The sequence below is a fragment of the Herbidospora mongoliensis genome (assembly GCF_001570545.1).
Lineage (GTDB): Bacteria > Actinomycetota > Actinomycetes > Streptosporangiales > Streptosporangiaceae > Herbidospora > Herbidospora mongoliensis.
In genome coordinates this window covers 451,251-466,624 of record NZ_BBXD01000008.1, presented here as the reverse complement: position 1 = coordinate 466,624, position 15,374 = coordinate 451,251, and the positions used below count along the sequence as shown (strand labels likewise).

General features: G+C 66.9%; 12 protein-coding genes. 2 read left to right on the top strand and 10 right to left on the bottom strand.

All coding sequences use genetic code 11. The annotated features are described in order from the left end of the window. Window positions 1-5 precede the first annotated feature (5 nt). The 4 genes from AW272_RS02380 to AW272_RS02365 all read right to left on the bottom strand — a co-directional run bounded on the left by AW272_RS02380 (window position 6) and on the right by AW272_RS02365 (window position 5,926). On the bottom strand, window positions 6-1,778 hold the full coding sequence (locus AW272_RS02380; protein ID WP_245657160.1) for a DUF4434 domain-containing protein: 1,773 nt from the start codon (window positions 1,776-1,778) through the stop codon (window positions 6-8). A gap of 79 nt (window positions 1,779-1,857) precedes the next feature. Further along, window positions 1,858-2,946 carry a glycosyltransferase gene (locus AW272_RS02375; protein ID WP_174551783.1) on the bottom strand — a complete coding sequence of 363 codons (1,089 nt, stop codon included), beginning with the start codon at window positions 2,944-2,946 and terminating at the stop codon, window positions 1,858-1,860. A gap of 13 nt (window positions 2,947-2,959) precedes the next feature. Further along, window positions 2,960-4,222 (bottom strand): nucleotide sugar dehydrogenase, encoded by a 1,263-nt coding sequence (locus AW272_RS02370; protein ID WP_066360616.1) that lies wholly within the window; start codon window positions 4,220-4,222, stop codon window positions 2,960-2,962. A gap of 105 nt (window positions 4,223-4,327) precedes the next feature. Further along, window positions 4,328-5,926, bottom strand: a complete 1,599-nt coding sequence (locus AW272_RS02365) for a glycosyltransferase family 4 protein (protein ID WP_083957854.1) — start codon at window positions 5,924-5,926, stop codon at window positions 4,328-4,330. Between the two features lie 119 nt (window positions 5,927-6,045). Here AW272_RS02365 and wecB point away from each other — a divergent pair, with 119 nt between their 5' ends. After that, on the top strand, window positions 6,046-7,188 hold the full coding sequence (gene wecB, locus AW272_RS02360) for a non-hydrolyzing UDP-N-acetylglucosamine 2-epimerase (protein ID WP_066360611.1): 1,143 nt from the start codon (window positions 6,046-6,048) through the stop codon (window positions 7,186-7,188). Window positions 7,189-7,264: 76 nt separating this feature from the next. Next, window positions 7,265-9,340 carry a glycosyltransferase family protein gene (locus AW272_RS02355; RefSeq protein ID WP_066360609.1) on the top strand — a complete coding sequence of 692 codons (2,076 nt, stop codon included), beginning with the start codon at window positions 7,265-7,267 and terminating at the stop codon, window positions 9,338-9,340. Between the two features lie 65 nt (window positions 9,341-9,405). Here the strand turns inward: AW272_RS02355 and AW272_RS02350 are convergent, their stop codons facing one another. The 6 genes from AW272_RS02350 to AW272_RS02330 form a co-directional block, all read right to left on the bottom strand. Beyond that, entirely contained in the window at window positions 9,406-10,491 is a 1,086-nt protein-coding gene (locus tag AW272_RS02350) for an acyltransferase family protein (protein ID WP_083957852.1), read from the bottom strand. Window positions 10,492-10,687: 196 nt separating this feature from the next. Further along, entirely contained in the window at window positions 10,688-11,128 is a 441-nt protein-coding gene (locus AW272_RS41690; protein ID WP_157518198.1) for a hypothetical protein, read from the bottom strand. Beyond that, window positions 11,125-12,417, bottom strand: coding sequence for an alpha/beta hydrolase (locus tag AW272_RS02345; RefSeq protein ID WP_157518195.1), 1,293 nt, complete (start codon window positions 12,415-12,417; stop codon window positions 11,125-11,127). Before AW272_RS02345 ends, AW272_RS41690 begins: the two co-directional genes overlap by 4 nt. 190 nt (window positions 12,418-12,607) lie before the next feature. Next, a complete protein-coding gene (locus tag AW272_RS02340; protein ID WP_157518191.1) occupies window positions 12,608-12,949 on the bottom strand; it encodes a hypothetical protein in 342 nt (113 codons plus the stop codon). Window positions 12,950-13,068: 119 nt separating this feature from the next. Further along, window positions 13,069-14,397, bottom strand: coding sequence for an alpha/beta hydrolase (locus AW272_RS02335; RefSeq protein WP_157518188.1), 1,329 nt, complete (start codon window positions 14,395-14,397; stop codon window positions 13,069-13,071). Window positions 14,398-14,428: 31 nt separating this feature from the next. Beyond that, entirely contained in the window at window positions 14,429-15,232 is an 804-nt protein-coding gene (locus AW272_RS02330) for an SDR family NAD(P)-dependent oxidoreductase (protein ID WP_066360596.1), read from the bottom strand. Window positions 15,233-15,374 lie beyond the last annotated feature (142 nt).

Sequence of the window (15,374 nt, the reverse complement as noted above, 5' to 3'; positions counted from 1 at the left end):
CGCGATCACTCGTTGTGGTAGTAAACCGGCTCGGCGGCCTTACGGCCGTCGGCGGCGGTCACCTCGACGCGGACCCACGTGTCGGGCGGCACGCTCTCCCAGTCGACCGGGATCCACACTTTTCCGACAGTGGGTGGTAAGTCGGCCATCGGCTGGCCGTCGAACCAGCCGACCGACTGCGAGTCGACCACGCGCGGGGTCTCCAGGGTCTCCCAGCTCAGCGTCACCTTCACGTTCTTCAGGTGGTAGCCGCGGAGCTGGATGCCGTCTTGGATGTCCCGCTTCTCGCGGATGGCCTGGATGGCGATCGGGCGTTCCCAGTCGGTCGCGAGGTCCTCCGCCAGCGAGGGGGTGCCGCAGGTGAAGAAGTCGCTCCACATGTACGAAATGATCTTCGACACATAGGGCCCGACCAGCGTGACCGCGGTGTCGAGACGGGGTTTGTCGGTCCGGCCCCGGGTCCCCTGCGCGCCGCACTTCTCGGTCGCCGACGGTTCGAACGCCTCGACGTTGGCCCACAGCCGCACGTCGATGTCTTCCTCGTCGCGCAGTTCCTTCTGCGACTCGAACATGGCTCGGTAGTAGTCACGGGTCGCGCCGTAGTAAGCGGTGTTGTACGTGCTCTCCCCCACCACCGGCTTCAGCCGCTCGTCGACCGGCTGGTTCTTCCAGTTCGGCCAGAACAGGCCGACCTTGCCGGTGCCGCGCGAGTCCTGCGGCGCGATGATGCCGACGCCCGTGCGGGCCAGCGCCTTGAAACCCTCGCCGACCTGCTTGGGCGTGGAGGTGAAGTCGACCCGGCGGCGGGCGTCGAGGTAGGGGCTGACCAGGATCGGCTTGCCGGGGAGGGTCTGTTCGACGATGCGGTGCTGTTCGGCGTACACCTGCAGCGTTGGCACGTTCTCAGGATCGGCCCAGTCTCTGATGACGAGCTCGAAGGGCTGGTAGACGCCGCCGAGCGACTCGCGGCCGGCGAACCGGGCGCCGTAGTCCTGCAGGATGCGCCGGGTCAGCGTGGTGAGGGTGCCGATGTGGCGCGGGTTGGCGCGGGTGACGCCGGTCGGGTCGCGCGGGGCCGAGGGCAGCGCCGGGAACACCTTGATGCCGAACTGGTCGCCCAGGTCGAGCAGTTCGGTGAGGCTGTCGGTCGCGCCGGCCGACACCAGGATTAAGTGGTAGCCCTTGCCCGTCGTGGCGAAGTCGCAGGTGGCGTCGTCAGAGCCGTCTTCGTCGGCGATCAGGCGGAAGAACACCCGGTCACCGACGACGATCTTCCGTTCCATCCCGGGGCAGCGGAACACGTCGTCGCCGTACGACTCGTCGGTGCGGAACACGAACGACCAGGAGACGCGGTTGCCGGGGTTGGCCGCCTTCAGGTCGCGTTCGGCCGCCTGGTAGCAGGTCAGGCCGTCTTCGACGCAGTAGCCGTAGCGTTCGTCGGGCTTGGGCTCGGTCTCCTCGGCGGTGGGCGCCTCCAGGATCCGGCCCTCGGAGTCGACCCCGCGCGGCGAGAGGCCGAAGCCGATGCGGACCACCGTGTCGCCGCCGACCTGGTGGATCTCCTCAAGCTGGCGGCGCCAGTTGCAGCGGTCGGCCGACGGCATGATCCAGTAGCCGGTGATCGCGTAGGGAGTGCGCATGTTCGTGTCGAACGTGCCGCACGGGTCGGTGAAACCGGTGTTCGAGGGGGTCGGGCTGGGCGTCGAGGGAGAGGTGCTGCCGATGCGCGCGGCGTGTGGGGTGTCCGTCTCCTGGAGTGCGATAACCACGGTGGCCACGCCCCCGAGGATCGCGATCCCAAGGAGCAGAGCAAGCCAGCGCAAACCGTCACCTCATCAGATTGACGTACAGGCAAGACTACGGCTTGACGCCGGTCCAGGATTCGAGCTGGGAGACGAATCGGCGCGCGGAGTTGGGCCAGTGGTGGTTGCCCCGGGCGGCGGCGTAACCGCGGGCGCCCGCGTTGTGGCGTTCCTGGGTGTTGTCGCGCAGCGCCAGCACGGCCTTCGCGACGGCCTCCGGGTCACTCCACGGGACCACGACGCCGCTGCGGTAACGCTCGATGAGCTCGACCGCGCGAGGTGATGGGGTGGTGATGACCGGAATGCCGTGGGCCATGTACTCCACGATCTTCGTGGGCATCGAGTGGCGGTAGTTGGGCTCGTCGTGCAGCAGCGACAGGCCGGCGAGGGCGCCGTCGAGCCGCTTGAGCGCCTCGTCGTTGGGCATGAAGTCGCGCCATTCGAGCGCGCCCTCTTCCACGGCCGCCGCCAGCATCCGGCGGGACTGCGGGTCGGCGTACCCGATGAGTTCGACGACCACCCGGTGCGGCCGCAGCAGGCGACCGACCTCGATGGCCTCGCGCACACCCCGGGCCTCGGACAGCCAGCCCAGGTAGACCACCCGGTCGTCGCCGGGCGGCGAGACCGTGTCGGGTACCCAGGTCTCGTTCGGTACGACCAGATGCGCCTCCCTGAACCGGCCCGCGTAGGCGGTCTCGGCGAGCAGGAGGTGGAAGTTGCGTTCGGCCCAGCTCTCCAGCATGCGGGCCATGAATCGGGTCGGCGGCCGCAGGAAGGAGGGCAGCCACGGCTTCAGCGACAGCGTGGCGGGGGTGTCCTCGTGGACGTCCCAGACCACCAGCGGCCGATGGCGCACCCCGGCGACCGCGAACAGCAGCTCGGGGTCGTGGATGAGCACCATGTCGACCTTGCCGCGCATGCTCTTGAACACCTTGCGCGCGGCCCGCACGGCGGTGATCCGCCGACGCTCGGCCGCCCGGGGCAGGTCGACGCCGTTCACCCAGGACCGGGGCACCACTCCGCGCGCCGAATAGGGCGCGGCGTACGTGACCTCATGACCGGCATCCACGAGCGCGCGGATCTGCCGGTGCAGGATCCGGGCGTCCTCGGGGTGATGCACCACCGTCATGACGAGCACGTGCACGCGCCTGGCCCCCTTACAGCCGCTCGACGCGTTCGCTGGTGGCAAGCACGCCCCGGGTGTCCAGCACCAGGCGGGCCTGCCGCTCGACCAGCTCCAGGTCGAACATCGAGTGCTGCTGGAGCAGCACCGTGACGTCTGCCTCCCGGATGGCGGTCGCGAGATCTTCCTCGCGAGGCACCGGGCCGCCCTCGACCGACCACTCCTTGACGTAGGGGTCGACGTAGCTCACGATCGCGCCGAGCTCCAGGAGCGCCTCGGCGACCGGTATCGCGGGCGTCTCCCGCTCGTCGGCGATGTCGGGTTTGTAGGTGACCCCGAGCAGTACCACCTTCGAGCCGTTGACGGCCTTCTTGTCGCGGTTCAGCAGCCGCTGCACGCGGTTGACCACGTAGGACGGCATCCGCTCGTTGATCTCCTGGGCCAGCTCCACGAACCGGAACGGGAAGCCCAGCTTGCGCACCGCGTAGGAGAGGTAGGACGGGTCGACGGGGATGCAGTGACCACCCACACCGGGACCCGGCAGGAACTTCTGGAAACCGAAGGGCTTCGTCGAGGCGGCCTCGATCGACTCCCAGAGGTCCACACCCAGTTCGTCACAGAAGATCGCCATCTCGTTGACGAGCGCGATGTTCACGTGGCGGTAGGTGTTCTCCAGCAGCTTGGCCATCTCGGCCTCGCGCGTTCCGCTGACGGGGACGACCCGCTCCACGAACCGCGCGTAGAACTCGGTCGCCCGCTCGCGGCAGGCGGTGGTGTAGCCGCCGACCACCTTCGGGGTGTTGCGCAGCCCGAACTTGGGGTTGCCGGGGTCGATCCGCTCCGGCGAGAACGCCAGGTGGAAGTCGGCGCCCGCGAGGAGCCCCGACTTCTCGAGGATCGGCCGGGCCACCTCGTCGGTGGTGCCGGGCCAGGTCGTCGACTCGAGCACCACGAGGGTGCCCTCGGTCAGGTTCTCGGCGACGGCGCGGGTGGCGCCTTCGACGGCCGACAGGTCGGGACGGTGGTCTTCGTCGAGCGGGGTGGGAACGCAGATGACGATGGCCGCGGAACGGGCCAGCACCGTCGCGTCGAGCGTCGCGGTGAAACCGTTCTCGATCATGCTGTCGAGGTCGGCGTCCGTGAGGTCGTCGATGTAGGAGCGTCCTTCGTTGAGCGCGTCAACCTTGCGCGCGTCAACGTCGAGCCCGACGACCTTCAGACCTGCCGCCACGGCCTCCTTGGCCAGCGGCATGCCGACGTAGCCCAGCCCGATGACCGTGAGATCGATCTCGCTCACGACGTGGCCTGGGGGTGAAGAGAACACTTCATGGTCGCAAAGGCTATCTCAAGTCGGCACCAATGATGCCTGATGCTGCACATCCGGCGTCCTTGGTGAATTTTGCTAGCGGGCGAGTGATTCGTAAATTTCGCGATACGTGTTGGCAAGGCTGCTCCACGTTCGCTTCGCGGCCACCTCTTCGCGGCCCGCCGCGCCCATCTTGCGGCGCCGTTCGGGGTCGTCACGGAGCTCCGCCACCGCGCTGGCCAGCGCTTCCGGGTTCCCGGCCTGGACGAGGATCCCGGGGTCGCCGGCGCCGATGAGCTCGGCGAGGGCGGGCAGGTCGCTGAGGATGACCGGTTTGCCCAGCGCCATCGCCTCGACCGGCTTCAGCGGCGTCACCAGACGGCATACGCGCAGGTCCTCGCGGGGGCAGATGAAGATGTCGATGGCCGCCTGGGCCTGCAGGGCCTCGTCGGGCCCGACGCGCCCGGGCAGGATCGCGATGTCACCTATACCGAGTTTGTTCACCTGGGCGAGAAGGTTCTCGCGCTCGGTGCCGTCGCCGACGAGCAGGACCTTCACGGGGGTGCCGGCGCTCTTGAGCAACGCGGCCGCCGACAGCATCGTCGCGAAGCCCTCGTAGGCCACGATCGACGACACCGAGCCGATGACGATCTCGTGCTCTCCGATGCCGTATTGGCGGCGCAGGGCCATGCCGTCGTACTCGGCGCTCAGCAGGGACGCGTCGACGGCGTTGGGGGCCAGGAAGATGCGCTCACGGGGGACGCCCCGCTCGACGATCTCGCCGACCATCGTCTCGGCCAGCGTCACCACGGCGTCGGCCGAGTTCATGATGGTGGCCTCGCGCTCCCGCATGAGGAGATGACGCTCGGTGCCGATCCGCGCGGGATCCCGGCTGGCCCAGGTCTCCTCGAGGAAGCCGCGGACCTCGTACACGAACGGGGTGTTGGTTCTCTCCCGTACGGCCATCGCGACCGACCCGTTGCGGTGGTCGGTGGCGGCGTGGAGGACCTGCGGCCGCAGCTGGCGGACCAGCTCGGTGATGTCCTCGGCGCCACGGGTGATGCGGCCCCGGGTCTCCATCGGGATCTCACCGCCGCCGCCCGGCAGCAGCCGGCGGTAGGGGATGCCGTCGATCTCCTCGAACGCCTCGGCGTCGGGGAAGCCCTGGAGCGCCGGCCATCCCCAGCTCGTCACCACATGGGGATCGAGCCCGGCGGCCTTCTGGGCGGTCACGATGCGGTGGGTGCGCACGGTGTAGCCCGCCTGGGTGAACGGCAGCGCGTTGGTCACGATGTGCAGCGCGCGCCCCGGGACCCGCTCGCCCATGATCACCTTGGGCTTCGGCGGGATCGGGTTGGGCAGCAGAGCGCCCCGCTCGCCCTCGTACAGGGCGAGCCGTCGCTTGATGAACACCCACCGCTCGTGCGGCTTGAGCATGTCGAGGGCCCTGGTCATGTGACCCGCGTCGAACACGGCCCGGGAGTCGTTCAGGGGCACTCTGGCCATCCGCCGCCACATCTTGCGGATCGTGACCTTGGCGACCCGCGCGACCGGCCAGGCCACCTTGCCCACGAGTGGGCGAAGCGGTTTCGGCACGCTCTCCGCGGCGGCGTGCGCCACCCGGAGTGGGTCCTGCACGACCTTCCCCACGAAGATCCGGGACGTCGTCACCGGGTTCTTGACGAACCCCTTCATGAACCTTCGGGCACTGGCCTTCGCGGCCTTTGCCGGAATGGGCTTGTTGGCCTCAGCTACCACGGCGTGACCGTACCATAGGCAACGTTTGCCCCCATCATGGATGAAAGGCAAGGTCAGTGAGGGATTCGCGTCTCCAGGACACCCTCGTCCTGCACGTCCTGGGTGCCCGGCCCAACTTCCCGAAGGCCGCTCCGGTGGTCAACGGACTCGCCGACCTGGGCATCCGTCAGGGCATCGTCCACACCGGCCAGCACTACGACGCCCTGATGTCGGACGTGTTCTTCGCCGACCTCGGGCTGCCCGAACCGATCGCGAATCTGGGCGTCGGCAGCGGCTCCCACGCGAAGCAGACCGCCGCCCTCCTCGTCGGTCTCGAAGAGGTCGTCGAGCGGGAGAAGCCGTCTCTGGTGGTCGTGTACGGGGACGTCAACTCGACCCTCGCCGCGATCCTGGTGTGCGCCAAGCTCGGTGTGCCCACGGCCCACGTCGAGGCGGGCCTGCGCTCGTTCGACCGCACGATGCCCGAAGAGGTGAACCGCATCGTCGTCGACAGCCTGTCGGACCTGCTGTTCGCCACGTCGCCGGAGGCGCTGTCCTACCTCGCCACTGAGGGCGTACCGGCCTCCAAAGTGCATCTGGTCGGCAACCCGATGATCGACAGCCTGTTCTCGGCGCTGCCCAAGCTCGACCCGGTCCCCGTGCAGGAGCGCCTGGGGATCAGCGGCGCCTACGCGGTCGCCACGCTGCACCGCCCGGCCAACGTCGACGACCCCGCCGCCGCCAAGGAACTGGTGGACGCGGTTCTCGGCGTCGCCGAGCAGGTGCCGGTGATCGTGCCGCTCCACCCGCGTGGCCGCACCCGCCTGGCGGAGGCCGGTCTGGTCGACGGCCCTCGGATGCGCATCATCGACCCGCTCGGTTATGTGGACTTCCTGTCGCTCGTACGCGGCGCGGCGCTGGTCGTGACCGACTCGGGCGGCGTGCAGGAGGAGACCACGATGCTGGAGGTGCCGTGCCTGACCGTGCGCCTCAACACCGAGCGCCCGATCACCGTGACCCACGGGACCAACCGCCTCGTGACCCCCGCTTCGCTGCCGGCCGCCGCGACCGTGGCTCTCGCGAACGGCGCGACGACCCCGTCGGGTGACCTGCCGATGCTGTGGGACGGCAAGGCCGGTCCGCGCATCGCCCGGGTGATCGCGTCCTGGCTGCAGGGTGAGAACCTGTCCCCCGCGTCGCGGAACGCCGTCGGGGACTAACTCCGACAAACACACCAAACGACCACGGCCTGCGCCGTACGATGTCGAACCTTGAGACGACGAGCAGGGACGAGCCATGGCTGAGACCGACGAGACCCCCGACGAGCCGAAGTTCCAGCGCCTCGGCCCGGTCAACTGGCTGCCCGAGGACCGCCGCACCGTCGAGTTCTACGAAGAGACGATCCGCGAGCTGGAGACCCGCCTGGCCTACCAGGAGGCCCGCGCGGAGTACGCCCTCTGGAAGGCGAAGGCCACCCAGACCGGGCGTCAGTACCGGGTCGGCGAGGCCATCACCAAGGCCGGCAACAACCCCAAGAAGATCGTCAAGCTGCCGAGCGACCTGCGCAGGGCGTGGCGCGGCCAGAAGGGTCCTCAGGCGCCTCCGTCGGCCTTTGACGTGCAGGCCGAGGCCGAGAAGCGCGGTCCGACGGTCAGGATCCCGAACCTGAAGTGGCCCGAGCCTGAGGGGATCCTGAACCGCCCCGACCTCAAGGTCGCGGTCATCCTCGACGACTTCTCCCGCCTGGCGTTCAAATACGAGTGGGACCAGATCGAGTTCGGGCTCCAGGACTGGCGCGAGATCTTCGCTTCTAAAAAACCGGATGTCTTGTTCTGCGAGTCGGCCTGGCACGGCAACCAGGGCCGCTGGCGCTACCAGATGACCGGCACCAACGCGCCCAAGCAGGAGCTGCGCGACCTGATCGCCTGGTGCAAGGCTGAGGGCATCCCGACGGTCTTCTGGAACAAGGAGGACCCGCCGAACTTCGACTTCTTCATCGACACGGCGAAGCTGTTCGACCAGGTGTACACGTGCGACGGCGACATGATCCCGAAATATCGGGAGATCCTCGGCCACGACCGGGTCGGCGTCCTCCAGTTCGCCGCGCAGCCGCGCATCCACAACCCGATCATGACCCGCTGGGGCCGCAAGTACGACGTCGTCTTCGGCGGCATGTACTTCCGCGACAAGCACCCTGAGCGCCGCGAGCAGATGGAGACCGTCATCGCTCCCACCCGGGAGCTCGGCCTGCACATCTTCGCCCGCAACGCCTCCGTCGCCGACAAGTACGCCTGGCCCGAGGAGTACCGCCCCCACATCGTCGGCGAACTGCCCTATGAGCAGATGCTGGCGGCGTACAAGATGTACAAGGTCTTCCTCAACGTGAACTCGGTGATCGACTCACCGACCATGTGCGCGCGCCGCGTCTTCGAACTCTCCGCCTGCGGCACCACGGTCCTCTCCGGCTGGTCGCGGGCCATCGAGGAGACGTTCGGGCCGCTGATCCCGATCGCGCACTCGCAGGAGGAGGCGTACAACCGGGCGCTGTACTACATCAACAGCCCCGAGCTGCGCGCCCGGCAGGGCATGCTCGCGCTGCGCGAGGTGTTCGACAAGCACCTGTTCACCCACCGCGTCGACCAGATCCTCGGCGACCTCGGCCACCCCGTCGCCGAGCGATCCCGCAGCGTCTCCGTCGTCCTGCCCACCAACCGCGCCGGCCAGCTCGAACACGCCATCGCGCAGGTCGCCCGCCAGAAGCACCGCAACCTGGAACTGATCCTCGTGCTGCACGGCCTGTCGGAAGACGCCGACGTGGTGCGGGACAAGGCCCTGGCGGCCGGCATCCCGTCGGTGAAGGTGCTGCACGCGCCCCCTCACTTCACGCTGGGCGAGGTCCTCAACCACGGCATCCTGCAGGCCGAGGGCGAGCTCATCTCCAAGATGGACGACGACAACCTCTACGGCCCCAACTACCTGTGGGACCTGGTGCGCGTCTTCGACTACGCCGACGCCGAGCTCACCGGCAAGGGCGCCCACTACACGTACTTCCCCGACTCCAACACGACCGTCTTCCGCCTGCCCGGCCTGGAGAACCGCTACACGCACCTCGTCCAGGGCGCGACCATCCTGGCCAAGGCAGACCTCCTGCGGACCTACGCCTTCGAGGCCGTGAACGCCGGCGAGGACACCCGTCTCGTGCGCAGGCTCAAGGAAGACGGCGTGCGCATCTACTCCTCCGACCGCTTCAACTTCGTCTACATGCGCGGCTCGGACGCCACCCAGCACACGTGGCAGGCCGCCGACTACAAGCTGACCCGCAACGCGGTCTTCTCCTTCGTCGGCCACCCCGACGAACACGTGATGATCTGAGTTCCCTGTACGAGTGAACGGCGCCTCCCTCACGACGAGGGGGCGCCGTTCCGTTTGCCGCGCACTCAGGGACGTTGGCCGGCTTCAGGGGGCGCCGGGGCGCTGGTTGGGCTCGGGGTGGCCGCGGGGCGTGGGCCTTCGGATTTGCCTTCGGATTTGAAGGCCCACTTCAGGTTGGGTTCCACGGCCCATTTGAAGAGTGTCCGGAACGGCGGAGTACACAGGACAGCCGTCAGGACGACACCGAACAGGATCACGCCGGCCACGCCGATCGGGTTGTTGAGCTGGTCGTGGAACCGGTCGAGGACCTTCGCGACGAAGCCGTGCAGCAGATAGGCGTAGATGGTCAGCCCGCCGAGCGCGGTGAACCACGTCTTCCTGGACGTGATGATCGACAGGAACGACGCCACCATGACCGCCCCGATGACCAGCATCAGCAGCCGGATGCCCGCCCCGGTGAAGTTGTCGACCCCGATCCGCGTGTACGCGTGCCGCCACCGGATCCACTCGGTCGACACGTCGTAGTGGATCAGAAAGGTGATCCCGAGCCCGGCGACCAGCAGGAGCGCCCCGGTGATCCTGACCCACCTGTTCTTCAGGTACTGGAAGTGCCGCGGGGTCAGCACCAGACCCAGGACGTAGAACGGCAGCAGGCCGAGGGTCCGGTTCATCGACAGTTCGTCCGGCAGCGCGGACGCGCCGCTGATCAGCGAGATGCCCACCGCGACCGCCAGCGGCCACTTGACCTGGAACCAGACCGGCGTCGAGAGCCGCCAGATGAACAGCGACAGCAGGAACCAGGTCAGGAAGTAGGGGTCGAGCAGGGTCAGCTGGAACTTGCCGTAGAGGATGAGCCTGGGGAGCGAGTAGGCGATCTCGAAGATGACGTAAGGGACCAGCAGGGTCGAGACAAGCTTCTGGGCCCTCAGCCGGGTGAAGTTGCGTGACAGGTAGCCGCTGATCGTGATGAACAGCGGCATGTGGAAGGTGTAGACGAAGAGGTAGAGCGCGTGCGCGTACGGTACGTCGCGCAGGTCCTCCACCAGATGCCCGCACACGACCAGGACGATCGCCCAGAACTTGGCGTTGTCGAGGAAGGGGTCGCGCTGCGAGACAACTGGGGGGCTGGAAAGAGTCACTGCCGCTGCCACCCCGGGACGCTATCGGGCGGGGAAGGAAACAGACCAGGTAGCTACCAAAAAACTCTGGGCGAACACTTCCTGGGAAACGTTTAAGAACCACTGTGCACGAGAATTCCTCCACGTTCCACCACATCTCGGGCACGGCGCTGTCTGGGCAGGTCACAGGCCGCCGCATCGTGACAAGCGACCACTTATCGGTGCCGATTCACACATCGCGCCATGCCGCGGGTACCTCCCCGTCAAGGCAGGCCGTGTTTCCGGCGATCCAGACGGTTCCGCGATCGGGAAAGCCGTAAATCGACATCTCGATGAGCCGCCCACGCACAATCACTTCCGGCAGATCGGGATGCCGCGACTGATCCACCTGGACAGTAAGCCCTTCGCGACGCCAGAGCTCCACCACCGCGACGACCGAGGCCCGGGGGTCCCGCGCGGGGGCAGTGAACTCAAGTTGGAAAGCCTCGCCTTCTCCAAGGCCGCATGGCCAATTGCCAGGAGTGCGCACAGGCTTGTCGGTAATCGAGCTCACTTGAACGGCCCGCGCGAGCGCCGCTTCGAGATCACTGAGTGCGGCGGATATCGGGGGCCGTGGTTCAGAAGCACACCCTGCGAGCAGCACTAGGAGTGCGACGACGATCCGATTCATAGCGATGCCTTCGCCTCCTCGTACGTCTCGTGGTCGACACCGGCGATCACCTTCGCCATGTTCATCGCAGCGCGACGTCCGGCCTCGCTACCACCGAAGTAGTCGGAGTGAGCATCTGAGTCGATGTCATAGAAGGGGACGGCTTCCGAACCTGAGGACAGACGTTCCACACCGGGCATGAAGACGGGGTCTGCTCCGTGGCCCGCAATCGTGTCCGGCACCGGTATGAAGAAGCCGATGGCTTGCTCGGCTGGAGGGGCGAGCTTGATGAGGTCACCTGTGTGCCGCATCGCGAACAATTTCGTCTCCGGAGCATTGAGCTCACTCGCGGACGTGACACCCCAACCCGGGCTCGCGACGGCAATCAAGTTGTCGGGGTGGAGACCCTCCTTGACCGCATGACCAGTGACCGTACTTCCATACGAGTGCCCGATGAGGGTGGTCCGGACCTCTGGCTGCAGGCGAAGGTCATCGAAGAAGCCGCGCAGCTTAGGGGCACTGCGATCAGCCCATAGATCGAACATCGCCCCTCCGAGACCCTGGGGCAACGGGGAGCCCATCCACAGGATCGTGGCGGTACCCGCAGAAAGACCGGCGGCGGCCTTGTGTATCGCTTCAAGGGTTTCGCCCGAACCACCCAGGTAGTTCGCCAGGTGGTTACCAGTACCCGGAACGAAGATGGAGACGTTCTTCGCGGTGGCGAGATTGCCCTTGACCTCGGCGATCTTGCCTAAGGCTCGCGGATCGAAGAGCAGAAGTTGCCGGTCCGGGTTGAGGAGCCTTGTGTACCTGTCGACCGCCCCCTTGTCTCCTACTCGGAGGGCTTCGGCGCGCGCCTGACGTACCAACTGACGGTTCGCCGCGTAGCGGAGCTCGAACGGGACCCCTGCTCTCGCACCGACGTGCTGCGCGCGGGCCAGCGCCACGGCCAGCGCCTGGCCAGGAGTGAGAGCAGCGAAGAACGCCGCCACATCACCGTCTTCGCCCAAAGCGTCGAACCCGGCCAGCTGGTCGTCGAAGCCGCCCGCCGCCGCCGTCATCAACGCATCGCGAGCGGTGTTGTCACCGGATGGGTCCCAGCCGATGAGATCAGCCTCAGCGGCGATGGCCGCTCTCTTACGGATCTCGGCCGCCGATGAGTGACACCACTCGACCAGATTGCGGAGTGGCGCCTCGTAATGGGCCAGCTCAGGCGGCGCGGTGATCGGCAGGCCGACGATCACCGAACCACCCTGCAACCGGGTGATCTCTTGGGCCGCTTCCTCCAGACGGGAGGCCAGCAGCCGCATCGATGTGGCGTCCGCAAGACAGAAAGTCACTAGCAGATAGTAAACGAATGGTCACCCAAAGCTATCCAACAATCGCATCCGGCATGGAGGGGCTGCAGTGATCTCACCGACTGCGGTGGCTATCCACACATCAGTTGGTTCTGCCGATCCAGACCGTTCGAGGGCTGTCCGCCACTCTCGGGACGTCGCGTCACAGCACGTCACGCCAGCTGTTCGGCACCTCTCCCGGAAGACAGACCGTGTTCCCGGAGATCCAGACCTCACCGCGGTCGGGGTAGCCGTGAACGGACAGCTCGATCAACGACCCTCCGACGATGGCCTCGGGGCGCTTCGCATCCGTCGACCGGTCGACTTCGACGCGGTAACCGAGGCTGCGCCAGAACTGCAGAACTGTTCTCACCGTGACGCCCGGAGCTTCTGCCTTCGCGTTGTAGTTGAGCATGAAGCCGTGGCGATCTTCAGAGTGGCAGGGCCATGGCTGGCTGGTTCTGGTGGGATCGCCCGCCAGCTTCGCGGTGCCGACAGATCGCATGAGCGCCAGTTCGAGATCGATGAGGCCTCGCGCGATCCCTGGCTCGTCTGAGCGACCCCGTTGACACCCGCCCAGCCCGATCAGCATGACTCCCGCCACGATCCATGCGAAGCGGCGGCTCACAGCGCCTTCCGAGCTTCGTCGAAGGTCACCGGATCCTCGCCGGTGACCACTCTGGCCAGGTTGTTGGTCGCTGTTCGCGCCCTGCCTTCGCCGCCGAAGTAGTCGGAGTGCGCCGCCAGGTCGAACCCCCCTTGGAGGAATGCGTCGTCGTAGCCCGACGCGAGCCTGGTCACATGGCGCATGAGGATGGGGTCGTTACCGTGGCCGATGGACGAAGGTGCAGGCAGGCCGGCACCACGGACGCCGTCTTCCAGCGATGGGATGACGCTGATGAAGTCGTGGGGATGGCGGACGGCGAAGAGCGACGTCGTGGGCGCCCGCAACTCCGTCACGTGATCGACCCCCCATCCCGGGCTGGCGACGGCGACGAGATTGTCCGGATGAAGCCCCGCTCTCACCGCGTGGCCGGTGAGGGTGCTTCCGTAGGAGTGACCGATGAGGGTGGTGCGCACCTCGCCGGGAAGTCCAAGTCCGGCGACGAAGTCGCGGAGTTTGGGGGCTCCTCGGTCGGCGTAGAGGTCGAGCGCCGCCGCTCCGACGTTGGGAGGCATCTCGGCTCCCAGCCACATGATTGTCGCCACGGTTCCGCGAGCGCGCTGGTCGGCGAAGGTATGGAGTGTTCGCATGTCCGAGACAGGCCCCGCGTCGAAGTTGGCCAGATTGCTGCCGGTGCCCGGAACCATGATGGCGACGGAGACCGCCGTGTTCAGATCCCCCTTGACCTCGGCGATTCGCCCAGCGCCCCGCACGTCGAACAGCAGAAGTCGTCTGTCAGGGGCCAGCAGTTTCGTGTATCGCTGTGCTGCCGCCTGGTCTCCTGTTCGGAGCGCCTCGGCGTGCGCAAGACATACAAGATGGCGGTTGGCCGCGAAGCGGAGTTCGAACGGGACCCCCGCCCGCGCACCGACCTGCGACGCGCGGGCCATGGCCACAGCAAGCCCCCGTCCGGGAGCGAGCCCGGCGAAGAACGCCGCCGCGTCGCCGTCGGGACTCAGAGCGTCGAAGGCGGCGAGTTCGGTGTCGACGCCACCCGCGGCCGCCGTCTTCAGCGCGTCATAGGTCGCCTTGCCGCCGAAGGGTTCGCGGTCGATCAGGTCGGCCTGGGCCGCGACGGCCGCTCGCCTGCGGAGGTCGGCGGCCGACGAGTGGCACCATTCGACCAGGTCGCGCAGTGGTCGTTCGTAGTGCGCGAGTTCGGCGGGGGCCGTGATCGGCAGGCCGACGGACACCGAGGCGCCCTGCAGTCGGGTGATCTCTCCGGCCGCCTCGTCCAGGCGGGTGGCCAGGAGACACATCGACTCGGCGTCCGCAAGACAGAACGTCACCAGCAGATGGTAAACGAGCGGTCACCGATAGTTAGGCGTTCGTCGGCAGTCCCACCGCTTCGGCGCTTACCGTCCACAGGCGTTCGGCCAGCTCCGGGTCACGCATCCGGGCCGGCACCTTACCCGGGCGGTTGTCCCGGAAATACGTCCCGGCCCGCTTCTCCCCGTCTTCCGATGTGGCGAGATATGCCAGTCGCGACGCCGCCTTCTCGACAGGTTCGTGCAGACCAGGCAGGGTGACGAGTTTCATGAACAAGGTGCCCCCGGCGAATGACGTCTTGATGACGCCGGGATGGAAACAGGTGGCTTTACACCCGCGGGTAGCAAGGCCCACGGTGAATAGAGCGTTCGCTTGTTTGGTTTCGCCATACTGCAGCCAGCCGTTCCACCTTCGCCGTTCACGCGAGAGGTCAGACAGGTCGAGCCGGGCCGTCGTCGCCGCGCGCGAAGAGGTGGTCACGACACGCCCGACGCGATCCAGAAGAATGTTCGTGAGAAGGAACGGCGAGAGGTGGTTGACCTGGATCATGAGTTCGTGACCGTCCGCAGTCATCCTGCGGTCGGAGACCATGACGCCGGCGTTGTTGGCCAGAACGTCGATGTGGGCGTGCTTCTCGCGGATTCGGCTGGCCAGATCCCGTACATCGGACAGGCGAGCGAAGTCGGCAATCTCTACGCTAACTTCACTATCGGTGACAGAGCGGACACTGGAGGCTGTTGACTCTAAGCGGTCGCGATCCCTCCCGACCAACACAAGTTGGTATCCCTTTCGGGCCAGGGCCAGGGCCGCAGCAGCACCAACGCCCGAACTGGCCCCGGTGATCACGCTAATCATCTATTCCTCCACTGCGCTCGAACTGTATCGGTGCTAGTCTCCTGTGCGATCTTCCGGAGGTGCATTTCCCCCCAAATGCGGCGCGAGCCTCCACGCACTGCAGGAGTGGCCATGGGTTCAAGAAACCGGTCGATTCGGTTCA

Excerpts from the sequence above, each read along its gene's own strand:
- AW272_RS02365 (WP_083957854.1), bottom strand. The coding sequence starts at position 5,926 with ATGAAGGGGTTCGTCAAGAACCCGGTGACGACGTCCCGGATCTTCGTG.
- AW272_RS02355 (WP_066360609.1), top strand. The coding sequence starts at position 7,265 with ATGGCTGAGACCGACGAGACCCCCGACGAGCCGAAGTTCCAGCGCCTC.
- AW272_RS41690 (WP_157518198.1), bottom strand. The coding sequence starts at position 11,128 with ATGAATCGGATCGTCGTCGCACTCCTAGTGCTGCTCGCAGGGTGTGCT.
- AW272_RS02345 (WP_157518195.1), bottom strand. The coding sequence starts at position 12,417 with ATGCGGCTGCTGGCCTCCCGTCTGGAGGAAGCGGCCCAAGAGATCACC.
- AW272_RS02340 (WP_157518191.1), bottom strand. The coding sequence starts at position 12,949 with ATGCGATCTGTCGGCACCGCGAAGCTGGCGGGCGATCCCACCAGAACC.
- AW272_RS02330 (WP_066360596.1), bottom strand. The coding sequence starts at position 15,232 with ATGATTAGCGTGATCACCGGGGCCAGTTCGGGCGTTGGTGCTGCTGCG.